This window comes from Haloactinopolyspora alba, assembly GCF_003014555.1.
In the GTDB taxonomy this organism is placed as follows: Bacteria; Actinomycetota; Actinomycetes; order Jiangellales; family Jiangellaceae; genus Haloactinopolyspora; species Haloactinopolyspora alba.
This window is the reverse complement of record NZ_PYGE01000009.1, coordinates 75,112-98,104: the sequence shown is the minus strand read 5'-3', so window position 1 is coordinate 98,104 and position 22,993 is coordinate 75,112. Positions and strand designations below refer to the sequence as shown.

At 69.0% G+C, this 22,993-nt stretch carries 18 protein-coding genes and 1 pseudogene; 4 read left to right on the top strand and 15 right to left on the bottom strand.

Translation table 11 applies throughout. From position 1 onward, the window contains the following. Positions 1-11: 11 nt before the first annotated feature. Positions 12-827, top strand: a complete 816-nt coding sequence (locus tag CLV30_RS13645) for a serine hydrolase domain-containing protein (protein ID WP_106537776.1) — start codon at positions 12-14, stop codon at positions 825-827. A 102-nt stretch (positions 828-929) separates the two neighbouring features. Here CLV30_RS13645 and aceB read toward each other — a convergent pair whose 3' ends face one another. Then, the gene (gene aceB / locus CLV30_RS13640; RefSeq protein WP_106537775.1) at positions 930-2,540 is read right to left on the bottom strand and encodes a malate synthase A; all 1,611 of its coding nucleotides are present in this window, start codon (positions 2,538-2,540) and stop codon (positions 930-932) included. A 134-nt stretch (positions 2,541-2,674) separates the two neighbouring features. Between aceB and CLV30_RS13635 the strand changes: the two genes are divergently transcribed. Next, positions 2,675-3,433: an IclR family transcriptional regulator gene (locus CLV30_RS13635; protein ID WP_240723312.1), complete on the top strand. Its 759-nt coding sequence runs from the start codon at positions 2,675-2,677 to the stop codon at positions 3,431-3,433. A 20-nt stretch (positions 3,434-3,453) separates the two neighbouring features. Here the strand turns inward: CLV30_RS13635 and CLV30_RS13630 are convergent, their stop codons facing one another. The 10 genes from CLV30_RS13630 to CLV30_RS13585 are packed head-to-tail and all read right to left on the bottom strand — an operon-like array spanning position 3,454 to position 13,446. Then, the gene (locus CLV30_RS13630; RefSeq protein ID WP_106537774.1) at positions 3,454-4,161 is read right to left on the bottom strand and encodes an ABC transporter ATP-binding protein; all 708 of its coding nucleotides are present in this window, start codon (positions 4,159-4,161) and stop codon (positions 3,454-3,456) included. Next, positions 4,151-4,933, bottom strand: a complete 783-nt coding sequence (locus CLV30_RS13625; RefSeq protein WP_106537773.1) for an ABC transporter ATP-binding protein — start codon at positions 4,931-4,933, stop codon at positions 4,151-4,153. Before CLV30_RS13625 ends, CLV30_RS13630 begins: the two co-directional genes overlap by 11 nt. After that, positions 4,914-6,227, bottom strand: coding sequence for an ABC transporter substrate-binding protein (locus CLV30_RS13620; RefSeq protein ID WP_106537772.1), 1,314 nt, complete (start codon positions 6,225-6,227; stop codon positions 4,914-4,916). The genes CLV30_RS13625 and CLV30_RS13620 overlap by 20 nt, the downstream gene beginning before the upstream one ends. Before the next feature lie 30 nt (positions 6,228-6,257). Further along, positions 6,258-7,346 (bottom strand): branched-chain amino acid ABC transporter permease, encoded by a 1,089-nt coding sequence (locus CLV30_RS13615; protein ID WP_106537771.1) that lies wholly within the window; start codon positions 7,344-7,346, stop codon positions 6,258-6,260. Continuing rightward, positions 7,343-8,206, bottom strand: a complete 864-nt coding sequence (locus tag CLV30_RS13610; protein ID WP_106537770.1) for a branched-chain amino acid ABC transporter permease — start codon at positions 8,204-8,206, stop codon at positions 7,343-7,345. The genes CLV30_RS13615 and CLV30_RS13610 overlap by 4 nt, the downstream gene beginning before the upstream one ends. 3 nt (positions 8,207-8,209) lie before the next feature. Further along, positions 8,210-8,635 carry a cupin domain-containing protein gene (locus tag CLV30_RS13605; protein WP_106537769.1) on the bottom strand — a complete coding sequence of 142 codons (426 nt, stop codon included), beginning with the start codon at positions 8,633-8,635 and terminating at the stop codon, positions 8,210-8,212. Next, positions 8,635-9,495, bottom strand: coding sequence for a phosphoenolpyruvate hydrolase family protein (locus tag CLV30_RS13600; protein WP_106537768.1), 861 nt, complete (start codon positions 9,493-9,495; stop codon positions 8,635-8,637). Before CLV30_RS13600 ends, CLV30_RS13605 begins: the two co-directional genes overlap by 1 nt. Then, entirely contained in the window at positions 9,492-10,754 is a 1,263-nt protein-coding gene (locus CLV30_RS13595; protein ID WP_205740851.1) for a (Fe-S)-binding protein, read from the bottom strand. Before CLV30_RS13595 ends, CLV30_RS13600 begins: the two co-directional genes overlap by 4 nt. Before the next feature lies 1 nt (position 10,755). Then, positions 10,756-11,979 (bottom strand): FAD-binding oxidoreductase, encoded by a 1,224-nt coding sequence (locus tag CLV30_RS13590; protein WP_106537767.1) that lies wholly within the window; start codon positions 11,977-11,979, stop codon positions 10,756-10,758. A gap of 6 nt (positions 11,980-11,985) precedes the next feature. Beyond that, positions 11,986-13,446, bottom strand: a complete 1,461-nt coding sequence (locus tag CLV30_RS13585) for an FAD-binding oxidoreductase (protein WP_420841997.1) — start codon at positions 13,444-13,446, stop codon at positions 11,986-11,988. A gap of 142 nt (positions 13,447-13,588) precedes the next feature. Here CLV30_RS13585 and CLV30_RS13580 point away from each other — a divergent pair, with 142 nt between their 5' ends. After that, positions 13,589-14,386, top strand: coding sequence for an IclR family transcriptional regulator (locus CLV30_RS13580; protein ID WP_106537765.1), 798 nt, complete (start codon positions 13,589-13,591; stop codon positions 14,384-14,386). A gap of 98 nt (positions 14,387-14,484) precedes the next feature. Here the strand turns inward: CLV30_RS13580 and CLV30_RS13575 are convergent, their stop codons facing one another. Together CLV30_RS13575 and CLV30_RS13570 are read right to left on the bottom strand one after the other, a co-directional pair. Then, on the bottom strand, positions 14,485-14,862 hold the full coding sequence (locus CLV30_RS13575; protein ID WP_106537764.1) for a PDDEXK family nuclease: 378 nt from the start codon (positions 14,860-14,862) through the stop codon (positions 14,485-14,487). Positions 14,863-15,365: 503 nt separating this feature from the next. Beyond that, positions 15,366-15,464, bottom strand: a pseudogene (locus tag CLV30_RS13570) (transposase); the annotation flags it as partial. Between the two features lie 295 nt (positions 15,465-15,759). Between CLV30_RS13570 and CLV30_RS13565 the strand changes: the two are divergent. Beyond that, on the top strand, positions 15,760-17,562 hold the full coding sequence (locus CLV30_RS13565) for a bifunctional metallophosphatase/5'-nucleotidase (RefSeq protein WP_106537763.1): 1,803 nt from the start codon (positions 15,760-15,762) through the stop codon (positions 17,560-17,562). 246 nt (positions 17,563-17,808) lie between these two features. Here the strand turns inward: CLV30_RS13565 and CLV30_RS13560 are convergent, their stop codons facing one another. Further along, on the bottom strand, positions 17,809-21,888 hold the full coding sequence (locus CLV30_RS13560) for a ThuA domain-containing protein (RefSeq protein ID WP_106537762.1): 4,080 nt from the start codon (positions 21,886-21,888) through the stop codon (positions 17,809-17,811). 160 nt (positions 21,889-22,048) lie between these two features. Then, positions 22,049-22,792 carry a GntR family transcriptional regulator gene (locus CLV30_RS13555; protein ID WP_106537761.1) on the bottom strand — a complete coding sequence of 248 codons (744 nt, stop codon included), beginning with the start codon at positions 22,790-22,792 and terminating at the stop codon, positions 22,049-22,051. Positions 22,793-22,993 lie beyond the last annotated feature (201 nt).

The following is a 22,993-nucleotide window of genomic DNA, read 5'->3' as shown; positions in this document are numbered from 1 at the left end:
GGGTCGACGGCATGGAGAGTCTGCGACAGATCGACAGCTGGCCCGTCGACAACGCGGCCACCGCCGTCGTGTCACGTGACGGGACCGTGCTGGGCCACCACGGCGATGCGGACCGGGTGTACCCGCTCGCGTCGGTGACGAAACTGCTGACGGCCTACGCCACACTGCTCGCCGTCGAGGAGGGCGCCATCGGGCTCGACGACGCGGCGGGACCAGAAGGCGCCACCGTCCGGCATCTGCTCGCACACACCGGCGGGCTCGCCTTCGACCAGCACAAAGTCGTCGCCCCTCCCGGGGAGCGCCGGCTGTACTCCAGCACCGGATTCGAGCAGCTGGCCGACGCGGTCGCCAAGCGGTCGGGAATCCCGTTCGCCGAGTACGTCCAGGACGGTCTGCTCACGCCGCTGCGCATGACCGCGACCACGTTCCAGGGCTCGCCCGGCGCGGGGGCGTCGTCGTCGCTGCACGACCTGATCGCGTTCGCCGCGGAGCTACAGGCACCCAGGCTGCTGCACCACGAGACGCTCGACCTGGCGACCAGCGTCGCCTTTCCCGGCCTTTCCGGCGTTCTGCCCGGGTACGGGCACCAGAAGCCGAACGACTGGGGCCTGGGCTTCGAAATCCGCGACGCGAAGTCGCCGCACTGGACCGGCACCACCAACTCCGCCGGGACGTTCGGCCACTTCGGCCAGAGCGGCACCTTCCTGTGGGTGGACCCGGAGCTCGGCGCCGCGTGCGTGGCACTCACCGACCGCGACTTCGGCCCGTGGGCGGCCGAGGCGTGGACTCCGTTCAACGACGCCGTCGTCGCGGAGCTGCGCGGCTGACCCGTCCACCGCCGCGCGGCCGCCCCGGGCCACCACGAGGCTTTCGCACGCGTCACGAGGCCTGCAGGGGTGGTGACGCATGGAGTTCCATGGTGAACGTGGTCAATCCACGGCGGGTGTGGTGGTGTCGATGAGGTCGTAGGCGGGGATCGTGAGGAAGTCGGCGAACTCGTCGGCCAGGGCGACCCGTTCGAACACCTCGCGCGCCTGGGCGAAACGTGGTTCGTCGTAGGCATCTCCGTACGCGTCCCGGATACGGGTGAGCTCCTCGTCCAGGACGGTCCGCACGTACTCGGGCGTGACCACGACACCGTCGGCCGTGACGGCGTTGTGGCTCCAGTGCCAGATCTGGGCCCGCGCGATCTCGGCCGTGGCGGCGTCCTCCATCAGGTTGGAGATGGCTGCCGCGCCGTTGCCGCCGAGCCATGCCGCCAGATACTGCACCGCGACCGACACGTTGCCACGCACGCCGGCCTCGGTTATCGCACCCCCGGTGGCAGCGACGTTCAGCAGCTCGTCGGCGGACACCGTCACGTCGGTGCGCTGCCGCTCCACCTGGTTGGGCCGGTCACCGAGCACCGAGTCGAAGACCTCGCGGCAGACCGGAACCAGGTCCGGGTGCGCGACCCAGGAGCCGTCGAACCCGTCGGCCGCCTCGCGTTCCTTGTCCGCCCGGACCTTCGCCAGCGCCCGCTCGTTCACCTCCGGATCGCGCCGGCTGGGGATGAACGCGGCCATCCCGCCCATCGCGACGGCTCCGCGGCGGTGGCAGGTGCTGACCAGCAGCTCGGTGTAGGCGCGCATGAACGGAGCCGTCATGGTCACCGTCGCGCGATCGGGCAGCACGAACTCGCTTCCCGCGTCCCGGAAGTACTTGATCATGCTGAACAGGTAGTCCCACCGGCCGGCGTTGAGACCCGAGGCGTGCTCGCGCAGCTCGTAGAGGATCTCGTCCATCTCGAAGGCCGCGGGGATGGTCTCGATCAGCACCGTCGCGCGGACGCTGCCGCGCGGCACGTCCAGCAGCCGCTGCGCTTCGACGAAGACGTCGTTCCACAGCCTGGCCTCGAGGTGGCTCTCCAGCTTCGGCAGGTAGAAGTACGGCCCGCTCCCCCGCTCGAGCAGCTCCTTCGCGTTGTGGAAGAAATAGAGCCCGAAATCGACGAGCGCGCCGACGGTAGGCGCCCCGTCGACCACCACGTGGCGTTCGTCGAGATGCCAGCCGCGCGGACGCATCACGATCGTCGCGAGCTCGCCGTCGGCACGCAGCCGGTACTGCTTGCCGTCCGGGCCGACGTGCGCGAGTGTCCGGCGCACGGCGTCATACAGGTTGACCTGGCCGGCGACGACGTTGCCCCAGTGCGGGGTGTTCGAGTCCTCGAGGTCGGCGAGCCACACCTTGGCGCCCGAGTTCAGCGCGTTGACGGCCATCTTGCGTTCGGTCGGCCCGGTGATCTCGACACGTCGATCTCGCAGGTCGGCGGGGGCGGGAGCCACCTGCCAGTCGCTCTCGCGCACGCCCGCCGTCGCCGGGTCGAAATCGAGCCGCCCGGTCTGCATCACCTGCCGGCGCCGTTCGGCCCGTGCCGACAGGAGGTCGTCCCGACGCGCCGCGAACCGCCGCTGCAGCGCGGCGACGAACTCGAGGGCGTCCGGGGTCAGCACCTCCTCGCTCCGTTCGACGACCGGTCCGGTCAGCTCGACGTCCGACATGGGCGACCACCTCTCGTCGTTTATCGCTTTGTGGATACTAACTTCCGTGTCGTGGAATCACAATGCCCCGTCCCGCGACCTGCACGTAAGATCGCAGCGACCATCCGAACTCGATCCGTCGAAAGGTGCGGCCGGTGGCAGCCGAACAGTCCGCCCACGGCGGCGTCCAGTCCGTCGACCGGGTGCTCGACCTCCTCGAACTGATGGCCGACGCCGACGGCGAGACGAGCCTGAGTCAGCTGGCCGCCGCGTCCGGGCTACCGCTGCCGACCATCCACCGGCTGGTCGCCACGCTGGTGCGACGCGGGTACGTCCGGCGGCTGCCGTCCCGCCGGTACGCACTGGGCCCGCGCCTCGTCCCGCTCGGCGAGACAGCCGGCCGAGCGCTCGGAGCGTCCGCTCGCCCGCACCTGGCCGGCCTCGTGGAGGCGCTCGGCGAGACGGCCAACCTCGCCATGCTCGACGGCGAGATGGTCGTCTACGTGGCTCAGGTGCCGTCGCATCACTCGATGCGCATGTTCACCGAAGTGGGCAGACGTGTCCACATGCACTCGACCGGAGTCGGCAAGGCAGTGCTCGCCCAGCTCACCGACGAAGCCGTGCACACCGTCGTCGAGCGCGCGGGGCTGCCACGCCAGACGCCGCGGACCATCACCGATCTCGAGGACCTGTCCGGCGAGCTCGACGCCATCCGCGAGCAGGGCTACGCCGTCGACGACGGCGAGCAGGAGGTCGGCGTGCGGTGTTACGCGGTCCCGGTGCCCGGAGCACCCACGCCGGCCGCACTGTCGATCTCGGGCCCGGACACCCGGGTGGACGCCGACGCCGGCGGCAGAGTGGTGCCGGTCCTGCGCGACGCCGCCGCCGCACTCGCCGCGTCGATCGGGCCCTGACCCCGGGGCCGCCCGGCGCATCAGGAGACCCCGAGGTAGAGGTTCTGCTTCTCCTCGTCCGCGAGCAGCTCGTCGGCGCCCATGTCGGCCGCGATCCGTCCGTTGACCATGACCAGGACGCGCTCGCCCACCTCGGTGGCGAATCCGAGGTTCTGTTCGATCAGGAAGACCCGCTGTCCTTCGTCGACCAACGTCCGCAACGTCCCGACGAGCTGCTCGACCACCGACGGCGCCAGCCCTTCCGACGGCTCGTCCATCACCAGCATCCGCGGGTTCGTCAGCAACGCCCGTCCGATCGCGAGCATCTGCTGCTCCCCGCCCGAGAGTTTCGACGCGCCGACGCGCCGGCGTTCGGCCAGCCGCGGGAAGAGGTCGTACACCGCGTCCACGGTCCACCGTGAGCCCGGCTTCGCCCCGACCATACGCAGATGCTCGTGGGTGCTCAGAGCCGGCCAGATGCGACGGCCCTGCGGCACGTACCCGATGCCGGCCCCCACGACCTTGTACGGGCGCGCGCCGAGCAGTTCCCGCCCGTCGAACGTGACCGAGCCGGCGCCGGCCGGGTGCAACCCGACCAGCGCCTTGGCCAAAGTGGTCTTGCCCATCCCGTTGCGCCCGACCATCGCCACCGGTTCCGCACCGACGTCGAACGAGACACCCTGCAGGATGTGGACCTGGTCGTAGTAGACGTCCAGGTCCCGGACCGTCAACCGGTGGTCATCGGACATCGAGCGTGCCTCCCAGGTAGATGCGCCGGACCAGTTCGCTCGACCGGATCTCCGACGGCGAACCCTCGAGCACCTTCGCGCCGTCGGACATGACGACGACCCGCTCCCCGATGACCAGCGCGATGTCCATGTCGTGCTCGATCAGCAGCAGCGTCACGCCGGCGCTCAGCTCGCGCAGCACCGTCGTCAGCTGCCCGCGCTCGGACGGGGACAGGCCGGCCGCCGGTTCGTCGAGCATCAGCAGCGCCGGCTGCGCCGCCAGCGCCATCGCCAGCTCCAGTTGCCGCTGCTGCCCGTGCGACAGCTCCCCGACCTCGACGCCGAACTCGGCGCCGAGTCCCGCGCGTTCGGCCAACCCGCGGGCGCGCCCGATGCGCTCGTGGTCGCGACGGGCGTCGCGCAACCGCCGCACCGAGCCCGGGCGGCCGCACAACGCCAGGTAGAGGTTGTCCGCCACGGTCATGCTGGTGAACAGCTTCGAGGTCTGGAACGTACGGGCCAGCCCCCGGTGTGCTCGCTGCTGGATCGACGCTCGCGTCATGTCCGCACCGAACATCTCGACCCGTCCCCCGCTCGGCCGGAACTCACCGGCCACCAGGTTGAACAGAGTCGACTTCCCCGCACCGTTCGGGCCGATGACGGAGACCCGCTCGCCGGTCCCGACGTCCAGGTCGACGTCCGAGACGGCATGCACGCCACCGAAGTGCCTCGTCAGCGCACGCGTGCTCAGGATCCGGCCCGCGTGCGCCGGGTCACGGCGCCGGGCAGCCATCAAGCCGCTCCCACACGACCTCCGGCTGCGGTATGTCCTCACCGACGTCGCGCAGCTCCGTGGTCAGCCCGCCGTCGTCGCCCTCCACCACTTCGTAGATGAACACGTCACCCTCGGCCTGCCGGTTCTCGTTCAGTGCCAGCGGGCCGATCGGCGAGTCCCACTGCAGATCGCTCATCGCGGCCCGCAACGCCTCGCCGTCGTCCTCCTCGACGACGCCGTTCACTTCCTCGAGCGCCAGCAGCAGCGCCTTGAAGCCGTTGTAATAGAGCGCGGCGAAATGCGACGGGTTGTCGAAACCGTTCGGGAACATCTCCTGGTAACGGCTGACGAAGTCCTGCCAGCCGGCGACGTCCGCGGCCGGCGGTGGCACCACCCCCGACGCGACCGTCCCGAGGGCGGCGTCGCGGATCTGCCCTTCGGAACTGAGCACCGTCTCCTCGACCAGGATCGAACCACCGATGATCGGTTTGTCGATGCCGAAGTTGATGGCCTGACTGAGGAAGTCCACGGCGTCCGATCCGCCGAGCGCGACGTAGATGGCGTCGATGTCCTCCGGGATGGACGCGATCACCGAGCTGTAGTCGCTCTCTCCGAGCGGCACCCAGAACGTCTCCGCCACTTCTCCGCCCGCGGCACAGTACCCGTTCAGGAAACCGCCGACCTGCGAGTGCGGGAACGAGTAATCCTCGGCCAGCGTCACCACCCGGTCGTAGCCGAGCTCCTCGACCGCGTACGGCCCCATCGGCGCCGTCCACATCGCCCCGTCCGAGTGCCAGCGGAAGTAGTTCTCCGCCGGATCACGCAGCGTCGTCTCGGTTCCGCCCGAGGCGGCGTCCACGAACGTGACGTGCGGGACGGTCTTCGCGTAGTCGGCCAGGGCGACCCCCTCCGAGCCGGACAGCGGCCCGTGGATGATGTCGACGCCGTCCTGCTCGACCAGCTTCCTGGCACGCTCGACGACCGTCTCCGGTGTGGTGTCCGAGCTCTCGACGATCGTCCTGATCGGCCGGCCGGCAACCTCGTGCCCGAACTCCTCGAGCGCCATCTGGACCCCTCGTTCGCCGTCCTCGGCCCCGGCGGCGAAGGCGCCTTCCAACGCGCTGATCCGGCCGATCACCAGTTCGTCGCCCTCGGCCTCGGTGTCGGCCTCCGCCTGGTCCCCGCCATCGAGCTCCGGCTGGCCCATGCCACCGCCGCCGTCGTCGGTCTGCCCGCATGCGGCGAGCCCCAGTGCCAACGCGAGTGGTACGGCACCCAGCCTGCGTGCGGACAACGAGATGCGTTTCGTCATGCGTGTCACCCTTCTCCTGGACTGTTCGCCTCAGCGAGGCAGCTGTTGCCGATCCCGCCCGTCGGCGCCGCCCGCGGAGTCACTCACATCTGCTCCAGACGGCCGATCCGTACGGCCGTCGTGCTTTCGGGAGCGGAATCGTGCCCACTGCCTGCTCGCCGATCTGCGGTACTCGCGGAGCTGGTTGGGCAGGTCGACGATGCCGCCGCGGAAGAACAGCAACACCGCGACGAAGACGACTCCGGTCAACGTGATCCGGCGGACCTGGATGTAGCCCTCCTGGGCGAAGTTCTGCAGCGTCGTCAGGCCGAGCGCACCGATGAAGGCGCCGGCCAGCGAATGGATCCCGCCCAGGACCGACACGATCAGGACGTCGATCGACCGGATCAGGTCGATCGCGCCAGGGGTGATCCGCCCGTGGTAGAACAGGGCCAACGCACCGGAGACCGCCGCGATGAACGACGCGAACGTGAAAGCCGCCACCCGGTGCAGGTAGACGTTGTAGCCCAGCGCCCGCATCCGTTCGGGGCTGTCCCGGATGCCCTGCAACGCCAGGCCGAACGGGGTCCGCGTCGCATACCAGGCCAGTGCGGAGACCGCGGCCGCGAGAGCCAGCGCGACGAAGTAGAAGACGTTCCGGTCCGACATCGACAGCCCGAGGAACTCCGGCCGGTCGATGTTGCCGATGCCCACGTAGCCCCGCGTGACCGACGCGGCGTTCAGCACCAGGTAGAACGCGAGCTGCGACGTCGCGAGGGTCAACATCAGGAAATAGACGCCCTGGGTGCGCACCGCGATCAGCCCCACCAGCGCTCCGACGACCGTCGCCAGCGCGATCGCCACCGGGATCGAGATGCTGTACGGCACACCGTTCTGCGTGCTCATGATCGCGACGCCGTAGCCCGCCACCGCCCAGAACGTCATCTGCCCCAGCGAGAGCATCCCCGTGTACCGGGACAGCCAGATCAGGCTGAGCGCGACGATGCCCAGCCACAGCGAGCGGATGCCGACGCTGACGACCCAGAACTGCGGACGTGGGACGACGAACGGGAACGCCACCAGTGCGATCACGATCAGGATCGCCACCAGGATCCGGACATTGGCGCGCGCCCACGTCATGCCGGCCTGCCCATCAGCCCCTGCGGGCGTACCGCCAGCACCACGATCATCAGAGCGAACGTCATCACCGAGGCCATCGCCGGCAGATAGCCGAGGGCGAACTGGGAGACCAGCCCGACCAGCAACGCCCCGATCGCGGCGCCGGCCACACTGCCCATCCCGCCGACGATCACCACGATCAGCGAGTAGAGCAGGTACTCCACGTCGGTCCCCGGCGCCAACGAGAACGCCCCACCGCCGACGGCGCCCGCCAGCCCGGCGAGCGCGGAGCCGACGAAGAACACCACGGCGAACACGGCCCGGACGTTGATGCCGGTGGCGGCGACCATGTCCCGGTCGTCGACACCCGCCCGGATGATCATGCCGAAGCGCGTCCGGCTCATGAACAGCCACAGCGCGAGGCCGACCGCCACCGCCAGGACGAGTACGAAGATCCGGTAACGCGGGTAGACGATGTCCGCGACCCCGATGTCCACGCCGCCGCGCAGTGCCTCGGGCGGGGCGATCGAATACGCCACCCCGCCGTACTGGACGAGCATCTGGTCGGCCAGCACGAGCGACACCCCGATCGTGACCAGCGCGACCCTCATGTCCTCCTGCTCGATCGCGCGCAGCAGCACCTGGTGCATGAGCACGCCGAGCAGCCCGACGGTCAGCAACGCGACGGCCAGGCCCAGCCCCCAGCTGTCCGTGGAGTCCATCACGCTGAACGCGACGTACCCGCCGAGCAGGTAGAAGGCGCCGTGCGCCAGGTTGACGACCCGCATCATCCCGAAGATCAACGTCAGGCCGCTGGCCACCAGGAAGTAGAGAGCGGCGACGGTGAGCCCGTTGAGGCCGATCGTGATGACCTGTCCCATCGGCTACCCGCCCGGGCGGACGTAGGTCGGCACGCTTCCGGCCGGCACCTCGGCGAAGTCCGGCAGCTGGGCCAGTGCCCGTTCCTCCGCGCCGCCGGGGTTGTAGATCGCGACGAGCCGCATCGGCGCCCACCCGGTGTTCAGCGTGGCGTGGAACATCCCCTTCGGCACGTGGATCACGTCGCCGGGGTGGACGGTGAACGGCTCCTGATCGTCGAGCATCTGCTCGCCGGCGCCGGACAACACGTACAGCACCTCTTCGGCGGTCTCGTGGTTGTGCCGGTCGTGCCCCTGCCCCGGGTTGAGCACGACCTCGCCGAACGAGAGCGTCGCGCCGGGCGTCGTGCCCGGTTGCACGAACCACTTCACCGCACCCCAGTCGAACGTCATGGTGGCGCGGCTGTGCGGATCGACCTGGCTGAGCTTCATCACGCTGTCCCTCCGTGTTCCCTGGTCGCGTTCCCGGTCGCATGACGGAGCTGTTTGAAGCGGCGCATCGTGTCGGTCATCGCGGTCTCGGTCGGCAGCCGCTCCATGCTCGAGGCGCCGAAGAACCCGGCCACGCCGTGCGTGCGCTCGAGAACGTGGGCGGCATCGTCGGGCGTCGCGACCGGCCCGCCGTGGCACAGCACGATGACCTGCGGGTCGACGGCGACAGCGGCGTCACGCATCGCCTGCACCCGTTCGACGGCGTCGTCGAGCGAGACGGCCGTCCGCGCGCCGATGGTGCCCGAGGTCGTCAGGCCCAGATGCGCCACGACGATGTCGGCTCCGGCGCCGGCCATCGCCGTGGCCTCGTCGGGCGTGAACACGTAGGGCGCGGTCAGCAGGTCGAGCTCGCGCGCGAGCCGGACCATCTCGACCTCGAGGTCGTAGCTCATCCCGGTCTCCTCGAGGTTGGCCCGGAAGACGCCGTCGATCAGCCCGACCGTCGGGAAGTTCTGCACGCCGGCGAACCCGAGCCGCTTCAGCTCCGGCAGGAACACGTCCATCCGCCGGAACGGGTCGGTGCCGCACACGCCGGCGAGCACCGGGGTCTCGCGCACGATCGGCAGCACCTCTCGCGCCATGTCGACGACGATCTCGTTGGCGTCGCCGTAGGCCAGCACGCCGGCGAGCGAGCCGCGCCCCGCCATCCGATAACGCCCCGAGTTGTAGATGATGATCAGGTCGCCGCCACCGGCATCGGCGCACTTGGCCGACAGCCCGGTGCCGGCGCCCGCACCGATCAGGGCTCCGCCGGCATCGACCACGGCCCGCAGCCGGGCCAGGGCTTCGTCACGGTTCATCGGGCCTCCAGACTCCTCGTGTTCCCCAGGGCAGCGTCGAGAAGCTGCACCGGATGCAGCACCGGGCGTTCGAGCCAGCGCCCGATCTGCAGCGCGCATCCCGGATTCGTCGTGACGACGACGTCGGCCCCGGTGGCCGCCAGCGCCTGCGCCTTGCTGCTTCCGAGCTGATCGGCGGCCTCCGGCTGGACGAGGTTGTAGATGCCCGCGGAGCCGCAGCAGTGCCCCTCGTCGAGGATCGGGCGCAGGTCGACACCGGGGATCCGTCGCAACACGGTCCGCGGTTCGCCGGTGACCCCTTGGGCGTGGGCGAGGTGGCAGGCGTCGTGGTACGCGACGGTCGTCTCGACCGGGCGGTACTCGGTCCGCGGTTCCAGATCCGCCAGCATCTCGGTGACGTCGCGGACCTTCGCGGCGAACTCACCGGCGCGCTCGGCGTAGCGCGGGTCGTCGGCGAGCAGACGTCCGTAGTCCTTCAGCGCCGAACCACAGCCGGCGGCGTTCACGACGACGGCATCGACCTCCAGCTCGGCGAAGACGTCGACCAGGGCGCGAGCCCGCGCGAGCGCGGGTTCCTCGCGGCCGCCGTGCAGCTCGAGCGCACCGCAACAGCCCTGCGCCGGCGGCGTCACCACGTCGCACCCCTCGGCCGCCAGCACCCGCACCGTGGCCGCGTTGACGGCGCCGAAGAACACCTCCTGCACACACCCGCTGACGAACCCGACCCGCCGGCGGCGTTCGCCGACCGCGGCGGTGACGTGCGGCGTCCGGCGCACCAGGTCCCGTGCCCGCACCGCCGGTGTCACGGCATCCAGCGCCCGCAACCGCGGCGGCAGCCGGTCGCGCAGCCCGGTGCGCCGCAACAGGCCGGCGATGCCCAGCCGCTGATGGATCCAGGCGGCGGCCGCGGCCACGCGCAACCGCCGCCGGCCCGGGAAGACCGTGAACAGCAGCCGCCGGAACAGGCGGTCGCGCCACGGGCGCCGGTGCTCCTCCTCGATCGTGGCGCGGGTCGATTCGATCAGCTCGTCGTAGCGCACACCGGACGGGCACGCGGACACGCAGGCCATGCAGCCGAGGCAGGCGTCCATGTGCCCCACCCAGGTGGCGTCGATCGGGGTGTCCCCGTCGAGGGCGGTCTTCATCAGCTGGATCCGGCCGCGCGGGGAGTCCATCTCCTCGCCCCACAGGCTGTACGTGGGACAGGCCGGCAGGCAGAAGCCGCAGTGCACGCAGTCGTCGATCCGTTCGCGGTCCACGCTAGATCCCTCCCACGAAGCGTCCGGGCGCGAAGCGGCGCTCGGGGTCCAGAGCCGACTTGACGGAGCGCATCAGCTCGAGCAGGCGCCCGGATCCTGGATCGCCCCACGGGTCGACGTGCTCGTCGACACCGGCTGGTCGATCGCGCAGCACCACGGACCCGCCGATGGCACGGATCCGTTCGCGCCATGCCGCCGCCACCGCGGCGTGCTCGGCAGCGTCGCCACCACGCAGGACGGCGTCGTGCAGACCGAGCCCGGCGTGGCTGTGCAGTGTCGTCCCGACCGACGTGCCGTCGGCCGCCACGTCGAGGGCGTCGGCGGCCGCCGCCAGGTCACCGGGCCTGGTGGCTGCCCGCGCGACCGTGGCTCCGGGTTCTCCGGCGTGTGCCTCCCGCCAGGCGTCCCAGACGTCCGGCTCACCGTCGACGGGTTCCACCGTCGCCGCGTGCCGCCGCGCGACCGCCGCCACCGAAGCCACCTGTGCGTCGACCGCGGCCGCGCGCCCTTCGACGCCGACGAGCAGCGCACCGCCGCCGGCGCCGCCGGACCACTCCACGGCGACGGGCTCGGCCGGGCTCGCCAGCAGGTCGAGCACGATGGCCGTGGCGACGTCGGCCGCGGCGGGTACCCGCACCGCGCGTGCGGCCTCGGCCAGCGGGTGCAGCCGGACGGTCATCTCCACGACCAGGCCCAGCGTGCCCAGCGACCCGGACCACAGCTTGCCGAGGTCGTAGCCGGCGACGTTCTTGATGACGTCGCCGCCGCTACGGGCCACGGTGCCGTCGGCCAGCACCGCGGTGGTGCCGATGACGAGATCCCGGACACCACCGTGGTGATGCCTGCGCGGCCCGCCGTCACCGGCGGCGTAGACGCCGCCGACCGTCGCGCCCCTGGCACGACGCGACGGATCGGCGGCGAGCTCTTGGCCGGCGTGCGCCAGCTGCGCCTGGAGTTCGCGCAGCGGCATGCCGGCCTGCACGGACGCGGTCATGTCCCCCGCGTCGTGCCTGACCAGTCGGTTCAGCCCTCGGGTGTCGACCACGTGCCAGTTTCGACCTGGAGCCGGACGGCCGCCCCAGCCGAGTTTCGTGCCGGCGCCGTGAACCAGGATGTTCGCGTCGGCCTCGCGTGCGGCCAGCACGGCGTCGCGGGCCGCGGCCAGGTCGCCGGGCCGGTGCACCGCCGCGGCCGCGACGGGCGAAGCGCTCCGCGTGGAAGTCATCCGCGCTCACATCCGCTCGATGACGCCGGCCGACTCGAGCGGATGGGGCCGGTACGGCCCCGGACGTTCGCCACACAGCCGCGGCGTGGGAAACACCTTGTCCGGGTTGCACCGCCCGTGCGGGTCGAACGCCGCCCGGACCCGGTCCATGACCGCGAGATCGTCCGCGGTGAACATCGTCGGCATCGAGCACGCCTTGTCGGCGCCGATCCCGTGCTCGCCGGACAGCGAACCGCCGAAGGACACGCACAGCTCGGCGATCTGACGTGAGAGCGTCTCGGCGCGTTCGGCCTGTTCCGGATCGGCCGCGGTGTACAGCACCAGTGGATGCAGATTTCCATCGCCGGCGTGGAAGACGTTCGCCACCCGGAGGCCCGCTTCCACCGCCATCTCGTCGATGCGCGCCAGGCACTCCCCCAGCCTGGTCCGAGGGATGACGCCGTCCTGGACGAAGTAGTCCGGCGAGAGCCGGCCCATCGCGGCGAACGCCGCCTTGCGTCCCTTCCAGATCAGGTCGCGGTCAGAGGCGTCGCCCGCGATGCGGATACTGGTGGCGCCGTTCTCGTTGCACAGCCGGGTGACGTCGGCGAAGGCCGCATCGCACTCGGCGGCCGGTCCGTCGAGCTCGACGATGAGCGCGGCACCGGCGTCCAGCGTGAAGCCCGCGTGCGCGTCGGCTTCGCACGCCTGAATGGCGAGGTTGTCCATCATCTCGACGGCCGCCGGGACGATGCCGGCCGCGATGTTCGCGCTAACAGCATCACCGGCCGCGGACGGGCTCGGAAAGTCGGCGACCAGCGTGCGCACGGCGTCCGGACGGCGCAGCAGCCGCAGCGACACCTTGGTGACGATGCCGAGGGTGCCCTCCGACCCCACGAACACTCCGCGCAGGTCGTACCCGGGCGCGTCGAGCGTGGGGCCGCCGAGCTCGACGACCTCACCGTCCGGCAGCACCACCTCACAGGCGAGGACGTGGTGGGTGGTGAAGCCGTACTTCAGGCAGTGTGCGCCGCCGGAGTTCTCGGCCACGTTGCCGCCGATCGAGCACACGACCTGGCTGGACGGATCCGGCGCGTAATAGAGATCGTGTTCGGCCACCGCACGGCTGACCTGCGCGTTGGTGACGCCGGGCTCGACGGTGATGCGCTGGTTGGCGGCATCGACCTCGACGATCCGGCGCATCCGCGACAACGCGATGAGCACGCCGTCCGCGTGCGGCAGCGCTCCGCCGGACAGCCCGGTGCCGGCACCGCGCGGAACCAGCGGCACGCCGTGACGCGCACAGGCGCGGACCACACCCACCACCTGCTGCACGTCCTCCGGAAGCGCGACCAGCGCGGGAACGATCCGGTATCCGGTCAGTCCGTCCGACTCGTACGTGCGGCGCTGCGTCCACTCGGTCAGCAGACCACGGTCCCCGAGAAGGCCCGTCAGTTCTTGCCGCAGATCTTCGATCGCCATCGGCATGCACCGTTATCCACTAGATGGATATACTCTGCTTTAGAGTGGATAGGATGTTACGGACGTGCGTCAGGTCGGTCAATAGCTCGATCGCCATCCGCAACGCTCCGCTCGCCAGCAGCGGATACCCCGATCCGGAGGATCGACGATGAACAACTCCAAGCCCACCCGCGGCGTGCAGTCGGTCGAGCGCGCACTCGACGTGCTCGAAGCCCTCGCGCGCTCCGACGGCGCCCTCGGACTCACCGGGCTGATCCAGGACACCGGCCTGCCGCTGGCCACGGTCCACCGGCTCCTGGCCACGCTCGGCGCGCGCGGCTACATCCGGCAGGACCCGGAGTCGCGGCGGTATCTGCTCGGGCCCAGCGTGCTGAAGCTGCGCGAGCCCTACACCAGACTGTTCGGCATCTGGGCGCAGCGGCATCTCGCCGAGCTCGCGGAGATCAGCCAGGAAAGCGCCAACCTGGCCGTGCTCGACGGCAACCACGTCGTCTACATCGCCCAGGTCGCGGCGCCGCGCCGGCTGCGGATGTTCACTCAGGTGGGCAACCGGGTGCTGCCGCACTCCAGCGCCGTGGGCAAGGTGCTGCTGGCGTTCAGCCCTCGTGCCGATGCCGAACAGATCATCCGACGCACCGGCCTGCCCAAGCGCACCGAAGCCACCATCACCGACTGGGAGACCTTCTTCACCGAGCTCGACAACGTCTCACGGCAGGGCTACGGCGCCGACGCCGGCGAGGAGGAGGAAGGGGTCCGCTGCCTCGCGGTGCCGGTCTTCGTCGTGGGCAAGCCGGTGGCGGCGCTGTCGGTCTCCGGCCCGGCCGCGCGTCTCGACACCCGCCACCAGGACCGGCTCATCGCCGAGATGACCCGGATCGCCGCCGCACTGTCGGCGTCGCTGCGCGCGGGACAGGGCGACGGCGAGACCGAGATCGCACCCGCCTGAAACCCTCCGCACCATAGCGATGTGGAGTTACTGGCCATAGCGATGTGGGCCTACTTGGGCTCGAACCCCACCAACCCCACATCGCTGCAGCATCAACCTCACACCGCTACCGCGCCTCGCCGGAATCCGGCCAGCACGGCGGATTCGATCTCGCTGAGCACGGCTATCCGGTCCTCGCGCAGTCGCCGCGGTGAGATCGAGAGGACGGTCCATCCGAGCGCTGCGCAGCGCGCCCGGCGCCGCTCGGTCTGCTCGACCAGGTCACCCATCCGATGCCACTCGGCCGAGTCGATCTCCACCACGACGCGAGCTTCGGGCCAGCAGGCGTCCGGGATCACGACACCGTCCGACGTGCCCGGAAGCGGCCTGTTCCACGCCGGTTCGGGGAGGAACGTCGACGTGCGAACCAGGTCCCGGAGCTCGCATTCGGGTGCCGAGTGGCAGCCGACGCGGGTGTCGTCGAGCGCCAGGCGCACCAGGCGCGCGCCTTTCCAGCAGGCTTGGCCGAGGGCCACCGACCCGTCGAAGCTGCGCGAGAGCGGTGGCTGTCCTGGAAAGCGTGTCCGGCACCAGCAGGACAAGTGGTGCGTCCGCAGGCACGTATCGCATCCCGTAGGCACGACACGCATAGCCGCCCGTGACCATCGCGGACGGTCCGGCATGCAGTAGTGCCGCGCGAACCCGGTGACGTGGACCGAGCGGCCCGGTGAACGTGGCATAGACACCTCGGACAACGCGCTGCCAGCGCCGCCCGGCACCGAGAAGGTGGCGGAGGGCGTCGGTGCTCATGCCACATGCCAGCGCTTGCTTCCTGGTCACGAGGCCGTCCTGGGCTTCAGCCAAGCGGCACAGTTCGTCCGGCATGCTCACGCCGAGCATCGTGTGCCCGGAAGGCGGGCACCGACAGGCCCGACCACGGATCTGTGGACAACCTCGGCCCATCGCGACGGATGTGGATATCGCGGCAGCCGCGGTCGAGGCGACGGCACTGATCCAGCGTGTCGCCGGCGAGGCGGACCACGTGGAAGGGGTCCATGACCGCGACCGCGTCGGGCAGTTCCTCGGTGGTGGCGGTCTCGAGGCGCTGCCCGACGACATCGAGGCCGAGCCCGTCGAGCCGGCAGAACGTGGTCCTGTCAGCACAGGCGAAGGTAGCGTCAAGCACCCGCCCGCGAGGAATCACACGCTCGCTACACCCTCGACTGTGAAGAGCCCGATAAAGGGGCGAGTCGCTGTTTCCGGGTTTGACCGCCACAATTCGCTATGCTTCACTGTGAAATGTTCCAGATGCTCTCGTGGCAGCCCACAACGGCGTATTGACTGTGCATTTTCCATAACGAGGGCCGTTCCGGTACCAGCTCCTGGAGAAATCTATGGAAACAAATCGTAAACGGCTGGGCGCCACCTTGACACTCACGGGGTTGGCAGCGGCAGGCCTCATTGCAGCACCGGCGAACGCGGCGCCCGAGGAAGGTCCCGTGGACGTCCAGTTACTGGCCATCACCGACTTTCACGGAGCACTTCACGAAGCAAAGCAAGCCCGTAGCGGCACGGTGACGGATGCCGACGGAAACGTGATATGGGTCGGCGGTGCCGCCAATCTCGCCGCTCATGTCGATCGGCTCGAAGCCGGACAGGAAAACTCGATACTGTACAGCACGGGTGACAATTTCGCCGGCTGGCCCACGGAGACGACGATTCATCGCGACGAGCCGACCATCGAACTGATGAACATGATGGGCCTCGACGTCACCGGAGTCGGCAATCATGAACTCGACTATTCCGTCGACTTCATCAAGGACCATATGGCGAAGGGAAAATGTTTCGGAACGGTAGGCCTCGACAGTTGCTTCACCGACTCGACCGGCGAGCTGTTCGAAGGGGCTGAATTTCCGTTCTACACGGGGAACGTCGTCACCGCCGACAAGGAGAAGCCGATACTCCCAGGGGTCCATGTCGAAAAGGTTCGAAGCGATGGCGGCCGAGTGCACTCCGTCGGATTCATCAGTCTCACCATCTCGCCGAACCGTCCGGGCCTGCCGCTCTCTTATCATCCCGAACTCGAAGCCCTGAATATCGCCGAGACGGCCAACCGATTCGCCGAGCAGTTGAGCGGACGCGGTGTGGAGGCCGTGATCCTGAATCTTCATGACGGGCCGCCCAGGCTACCGAACAAGCCGGGCTACAACGAATGTGGCCAGGCGGGCGATCTGGTCGGCGACATCAACGCGAATCTCTCGGCCGAGATCGATGCGGTATCGATGGGACATCGGCATTTCTCCTTCAATTGCATCGTGGACGACCCCGAGGGCGATCCGCGCCCGATCTTCATGGCAAGTAGTTTCGGCAGGATCGTCAATGAGATCAACATGCAGCTCGATCCGATGACCGGCGAGGTGCTGCGTGAGACTCTGACGTCGGAGAATCACGCCGTCACTCGTGACATCGAGGACGATGCTGAGGTGGCCGCCATGGTCGAGTACTGGGTCGGCAAGGTTCCAGAGACACTCAGCACGCCAGTAGCCGAGATCCGCGAAGATGTGACCAAGGAACGAGACGCCTCCGGCGAAAGCGCCTTGGGCAACCTCATCGCCGATTCCTACCTTGCTGACGCGAACGCGAAAGCCGAGAAGGATGGCTATGCCGATCTCGCGGTCGCCGGCACGCAGTCGGGTCAAGGCTATGGTGCTGATCTGACCTACGAAGCCGACGATGCTGCGGGGGACCGCGATGGTCTGATCACCTACGGAGACGCCCGGGCGGCCAACAGGGCCGACGATGGCATCGTCACCGTAGCCCTGACCGGCGCTCAGCTGACGAACGTCCTCGAGCAGCAATGGAGTGCGGCAGCCGATGGAGCCGTCCGGTTCGAGCCGCTGGCCGTATCCGACAATGTTCACTATGCATACGACGACTCGCAGCCGATCGGCAGCAAGGTCGTCCCTGGAAGCTTGACGCTCGACGGTGAACCGATCCTTTCCGACGAGACGTACCGAGTGGCCGCCACGGTTCCGATGGCATACGGACGACGGGGTCACCCTGCGTTCGCCGATTACGCCGATCCGGAGCGTCACGGCAGGGCACGTGCGGCTTTCCGCAATTACCTGCCGACCGTTCCAGGTGGCGTCGTCGCGCCCGCAACGGACCGAGTGGACCTCATCAGCGCCGGTGAGTAGATAACTCCGGAACCGATAGCAACTTCACGCTGACCGGATGCGGCCTTCGCCGCGGCGGACTGGTCGCATCCGGTCACTGTGCGTGCGTCGCCGCGCCGCCAGCGAACTCGCGACAGGGAACGCTCCAGGCAGCACGGCGCGATCACCACACCCACGGATCGGGTCGAAGAGCCTCAATCGCTCACGTCGTGCGGCCCGAGCCGCAGAGGGCTCGGGCCGCACGAACACCATTGAGGTGGGCAGCCGTTAGCGGCCGATGTCGCTCGCGCCGGCCGCTCGGACGATCGCACCACGCTCGCGGCGGGTGATCACCTCGTCCATGACGAGCTGATCGGTCACCTCGCCCACGTGCCGGACGAACGCTCCGTGGTTGGCCCAGTCACCTTCCTCGTCGATCAGGTCGTTGACCGTACAGGCGTCGGTGCCGGTGACGTAGTTCGGCACGCCACTGTCGACGTCACCGACGACGACCGTCTCCCGGGTGTCCGGCGCGGGGCACCGGCCCGGTTCGACGTCCGCCTCGCCGAACTTCATCCAGTTCACCCGCAACTCGTTGTCCGGGAAGACGATGTGCAGCGGGAACGTCCCCTCGGTGGCGGCCAGGTCGACCGTCACGTCCTGCCAGACCGCGGCATCGTCGGCGACCGCGATGCTCGCGTCGTTGCCCTGGCCCGAGGAGTCGACCGCGGTGGGCCCGCCGTCCTCGTCGAACTGGTACCAGGCGACGTTGCCGCCGCCCACGTCGCCGCCGGGCGTGTCCATCAGGGACTGGACCTCGGCCGGCGTCAGCGCGCGGTCGGCGATGGCGAAATCGTCGACGGACCCGTCGAGCAGCGGATCGGCCGACCACTGCGAATCACCGATCCAGTTCTGCGGCGTCTGACCCAGATCCGACGGGCTGAGCGTCATGTTCTCGTTGGTCCCGATCGGCTCACCGTTCAGGTACAGCGTGCCGGTGTCACCGGACAGCGTGACCGCGACGTGCTGCCACCCGTCGGTGGGCAGCGGCTGCGAGCCGTTGATCTGTTGCTCGCCCGCACCTGTCGTGATCGCGTAGCGGAGGTTGCCGGTACCGCCCGCGCTGGGGGTGAGGAACATGTAGTTGTCCGTGCCCGAGCCGAGATCGAAGATCCTCGCCCACGTCTGGTTGCCGTTCCAGTTCACCCAGGCGGAGATGGTGAAGTCCTGCACATCGCTGACGACTCCCGCGGGCATGTCCACACGCTCGAGCGAGCTCGACCCGTTGAGCTGCACCGCGCTGCCGAAGCCTTCCGGCCCGGCCACCCGGCCGATGTCCACGGAGCCTTCGACCTGTGCGGTGCCCAGCAGCTCGCCGTCGGGCCCGTCGCGGCGCACCTCGACCGTGGTGTCGCTCATGGCCGCGGCGCGCAGTGTCACGTCGCCGACGCCGTCGAGGCTGAAGGGCTCGTACGCCGCCCATGCTCCGTCAGCGCCGGTGATCGCGTCGACGCCGCCGGTCTCCTCGTCGTTGGCTTCGGTGACGCCGACCTCCGACGAGGCGCTGAAGTGCTCGGCCTCCTTACGATGCGGTTGCAGGAAGTGCGACACACCACCGGTCAGCTCGGGCGCGCCGGTGTCACCGCCGAGGTCGGTGTAGCTGGCGGTGATCAGCGCGGTGACGTCCGCGCCCTCGCCGTGCTCGGCGTCCGGCTGAGTGGCGATGACGCCCTCGCAGCCGGTCTGCGACGTGCCGGGATGCACGTGGGCGTTACCGCCCTCGTCGTGGAAGAGCCCTTGCTGGACGGTCACCCGGCTGCAGTCGATCTCACCACCGGTGCCGTCCTCCGCGTCGGTCACCGAGACGCGATAGGGGATCTCGTCTCCCCAGGTGAAGACCTGCCCGTCGGCCGGGGCCTCGATCGTCACCTCCGGGCGTGAGTTCCCGGCCGTGATGGTGAGGTTGGAACTGCTGGAACGCCCGGACGGGTCCGTCACCGTCAGCTGAACCGTGTACTCGCCGGGTTCGGAGAAGGTGTGCGTGGGGTTCACTACGTCCGAGGTCGCCCCGTCGCCGAAGTCCCAGGCGTAGGTCAGCTCGTCACCGTCCGGGTCGTGGCTGCCGTCGCCGGTGAATGCCACCTCGAGCGGCGCGGGGCCGCTGTCGCGGTCGGCTTCGGCGTTCGCGACCGGGGTCCGCGCGCCTTCGGCGTAGTTGATCTTGTAGAGGCCGGAGTCGGGGTTGACGTTCTCGCCGGCATAGTTGAAGTCGATGCCCCACTCGATCAGGTACATCGCGCCGTCCGGGCCGAACTCCATGTCGTGCGGGCTCCGGAACAGGGTGTCGGGCATGAACCGCTCGAACCCGGCGTAGTCGCCGTTCTCGTCCAGCGTGACGTGACCGATCCAGTTCCGCGACCAGTCCATGATGAACACACCGTCGTCGTAGTACTCCGGGAACTGCCCGTCGCCCAGCAACCCTTCCTCGTAGTGGTAGACGTCGCCGGCGTACGCCGAACGCCCGGCGCCGGTGGGAATCTCCGGGAACTCCGGCGACTCGCCGTACGGGTACCAGATGAACGCGTCCTCGGCCGGCGGGACGGTGCCGAGTCCGGTGTTGAACGGCGAGTCGTTCGCCGGGCCGTTCTCGCAGTCGAACAGCTCACCGGGGGTGCTGGTCGCGAAGTCCCACTCCCGGTAGGGCTGGTTGTCGGCGATGCAGTACGGCCAGCCGTAGTTGCCGGCTTCGCGGATCTGGTTGAACTCGTCGTAGCCGCGCGGGCCGCGGTCGGGGTCGTCGCTGTTCGCGTCCGGCCCGACCTCGCCGGCGTAGACCCAGCCGGTCTCGTCGTCGACGGCGATCCGGAACGGGTTGCGGTGACCCATCGTGTAGATCTCCGGGCGGGTGTTCTCGGTCCCCGGCGGGAACAGGTTGCCCTCCGGGATCGAGTACGTGCCGTCGTCCTCCGGCGTGATCCGGATGATCTTGCCGCGTAGGTCGTTGGTGTTGCCCGAGCTCCGCCGCGCGTCGTAGGAGCGCTTGGCGTCCTCGCTCTCGTACTGGTCGTAGATGCGCCCGTCGATGGGTGCGTAGCCCTGCGACGCGAAGTGCGCGGTGTCGTCGCCGGTGGAGAAGAACAGGTTGCCGTCCGGACCGAAGGCCATCGAGCCCGCCGAGTGGCAGCAGACCTCGCGCTGGTGCGGAATCTCCAGCAGCACCTTCTCCGAAGCCATGTCCAGCGTGTTGCCGTCCACGGTGAACCGGGACACGTGCTGCACCTGTGGCGACGGCGCGCTGTAGAACAGGTAGAGCCACTGGTTGGTCTCGAAGTCCGGGTCCAGCGCGATGCCCAGCAAGCCGTTCTCGTTGCCGCGATGCACCGGGATCTGCGCGGCTTGTTCGATCGCACCCGAGTCGGGGTCGTAGATCTTCACCGCGCCGCCGAGCTCGACGTAGAAGACCCGGCCGTCCGGCGCGACCGCCAGCTCCATCGGGTTCGCGGTGTTGTCGTCCAGTGCGACCTTCTCGAACGATGCTCCGGTGGGGACACCGTCGCGCGGCTCGCCGCAGTCGGTCTCGGCTCCGGCCGCTCCGGTCGCCCACTGGATGCCGCCGAGCAGGTGTTCACGCATCAGTGGCTCGTCGTAGTACTCGCTCTTGTGCCCGAGCGCCGTGTACCAGACGCGTCCACCGTCGAAGTTCGAGCACCAGGCGATCGGGTGGTCCTCGCCCATGGCGTCCGGGCCCGGTTCGTAGGTCGACTCGTCCAGCGTCGCCAGGACGTGCACCTTCTCGCGCGGATTGGCGGTGAAGTTGTACCACTCGTCCTCGCGTGTCCACTCGGCCGGCAACCCGGACGTCGACGGGTGCGAGCCGTCCTCGACGCGGACGGTGGCCTCCTGGAACTGGCCGTCCCCGGACGGGTGACTGCGGAATTGCGCACCACCGAGCAGGTCCTTGTACCAGGGCCAGTCGGCCTTATCCATGTTCGTCGCCGAATGGAGTCCGACGTAACCGCCGCCACGATGGATATACCGTTCGAATGCTCGGCGCTGGTCGGCATTGAGCGTGTTCTCGCCATCGGTGTAGAAGATGACGGCGTCGTACTGTTCGAGCTGCTCATCGGTGAATACCGACGCATCCTGCGTATCGGTCACCGAGAAGCCGTTCTCGGCGCCCAGCGCTTCTACCGTGGCGATGGCCGTCGGTATGGAATCGTGCCGGAAACCCGTCGTGCGGTGGAAGAACAGAACCTGGTCCTGCTCTTCGTCCTGGGCTGCGGCGGTCGGCGCGGCCACACCGGGAATTCCCTGGGCCACGAGCGCGAACAGCGCCATGAACAGCGCGTACCGGAACAACAGTCGCATAGTCCCCTCACCATCACTCGTGCGGATGCTGGACCGACGACCTGCCAGTAAATCGTCATCATGACGATGATCGCGTGTCGGAATTTTGTCAAGTTATCCAAACAGCGGAGAATATCCGCACTATGGAGAACGCCTGACTTCTGGACCGACGTGCTGAATGTCAAGCGGTGGTGAGGGTCAGTTCGAAGGTGTACAGCGACGCGCGGTACACGTGCGACCCGTACTCGACCGCGCGTCCCGCCTCGTCGTAGGCCACGCGGGTCATCGTCAGCAGAGGGGCGCCCGGCTTCTCGGCCAGCAGCCGCGCCTCCGGAGCACGGGCGGCGCGTCCGCCGATCGACTGTGTCGCGATCTTCAGCGTGATGCCCGCGGTGCGGATGACCTCGTAGAGACCGGAGCGTCGCAACACGTCGGCATCGAGGTCGATGAGCGTCGTCGGCACGTAGTTGGTCATGATCGACAACGGGTCGTCCGCGGCGTACCGCAGCCGCCGGATCACGTAGACCTCGGCGCTGTCGTCCAGCCCCAGCGCCTGGGCCACGACCTCGCTCGGCTCCTGGACCTCGAACGAGAGCACGTCGGTACGCGGCTGCTTGCCGCTGTCGCGCAGGTCGTCGTAGAGGCTGGAAAGCTCCACCGGGCGGCGGACCTTGGGCTGCACCACCTGGGTGCCCACGCCGCGCTTGCGCACCAGCAGCCCGCGGTCGACCAGGTACTCGATCGCGCGGCGCATCGTCGGCCTGGACAGGCCGAGCTGGTCGGCCAGATCGATCTCGTTGTCCAGGCGTGTCCCCGGCGGGTAGGCACCGGACTCGATCAGCTGCTCCAGATGCTGCGCAACCTGGAAGTACAGCGGGACCGGGCTGGTGCGGTCGACAACGAGCCGCGGGATGCCTTCAGGCACCTGACCCCCTCATCATTCAACAGCGGACATCAGTATGTTAGGACATTGACCCCTGCTCCGGCGTCGGACGCGACCGGCACGGCCCCTGCTTGCGGCCCGACGCCGCTGGTCACGTCGGCGAACGCCGGCACACCCGCCGCCGGTGACCGGATCCGTCGGACGAGGACGAGGACATTGCAGTTGGGTCAAACGTTGCCTCGA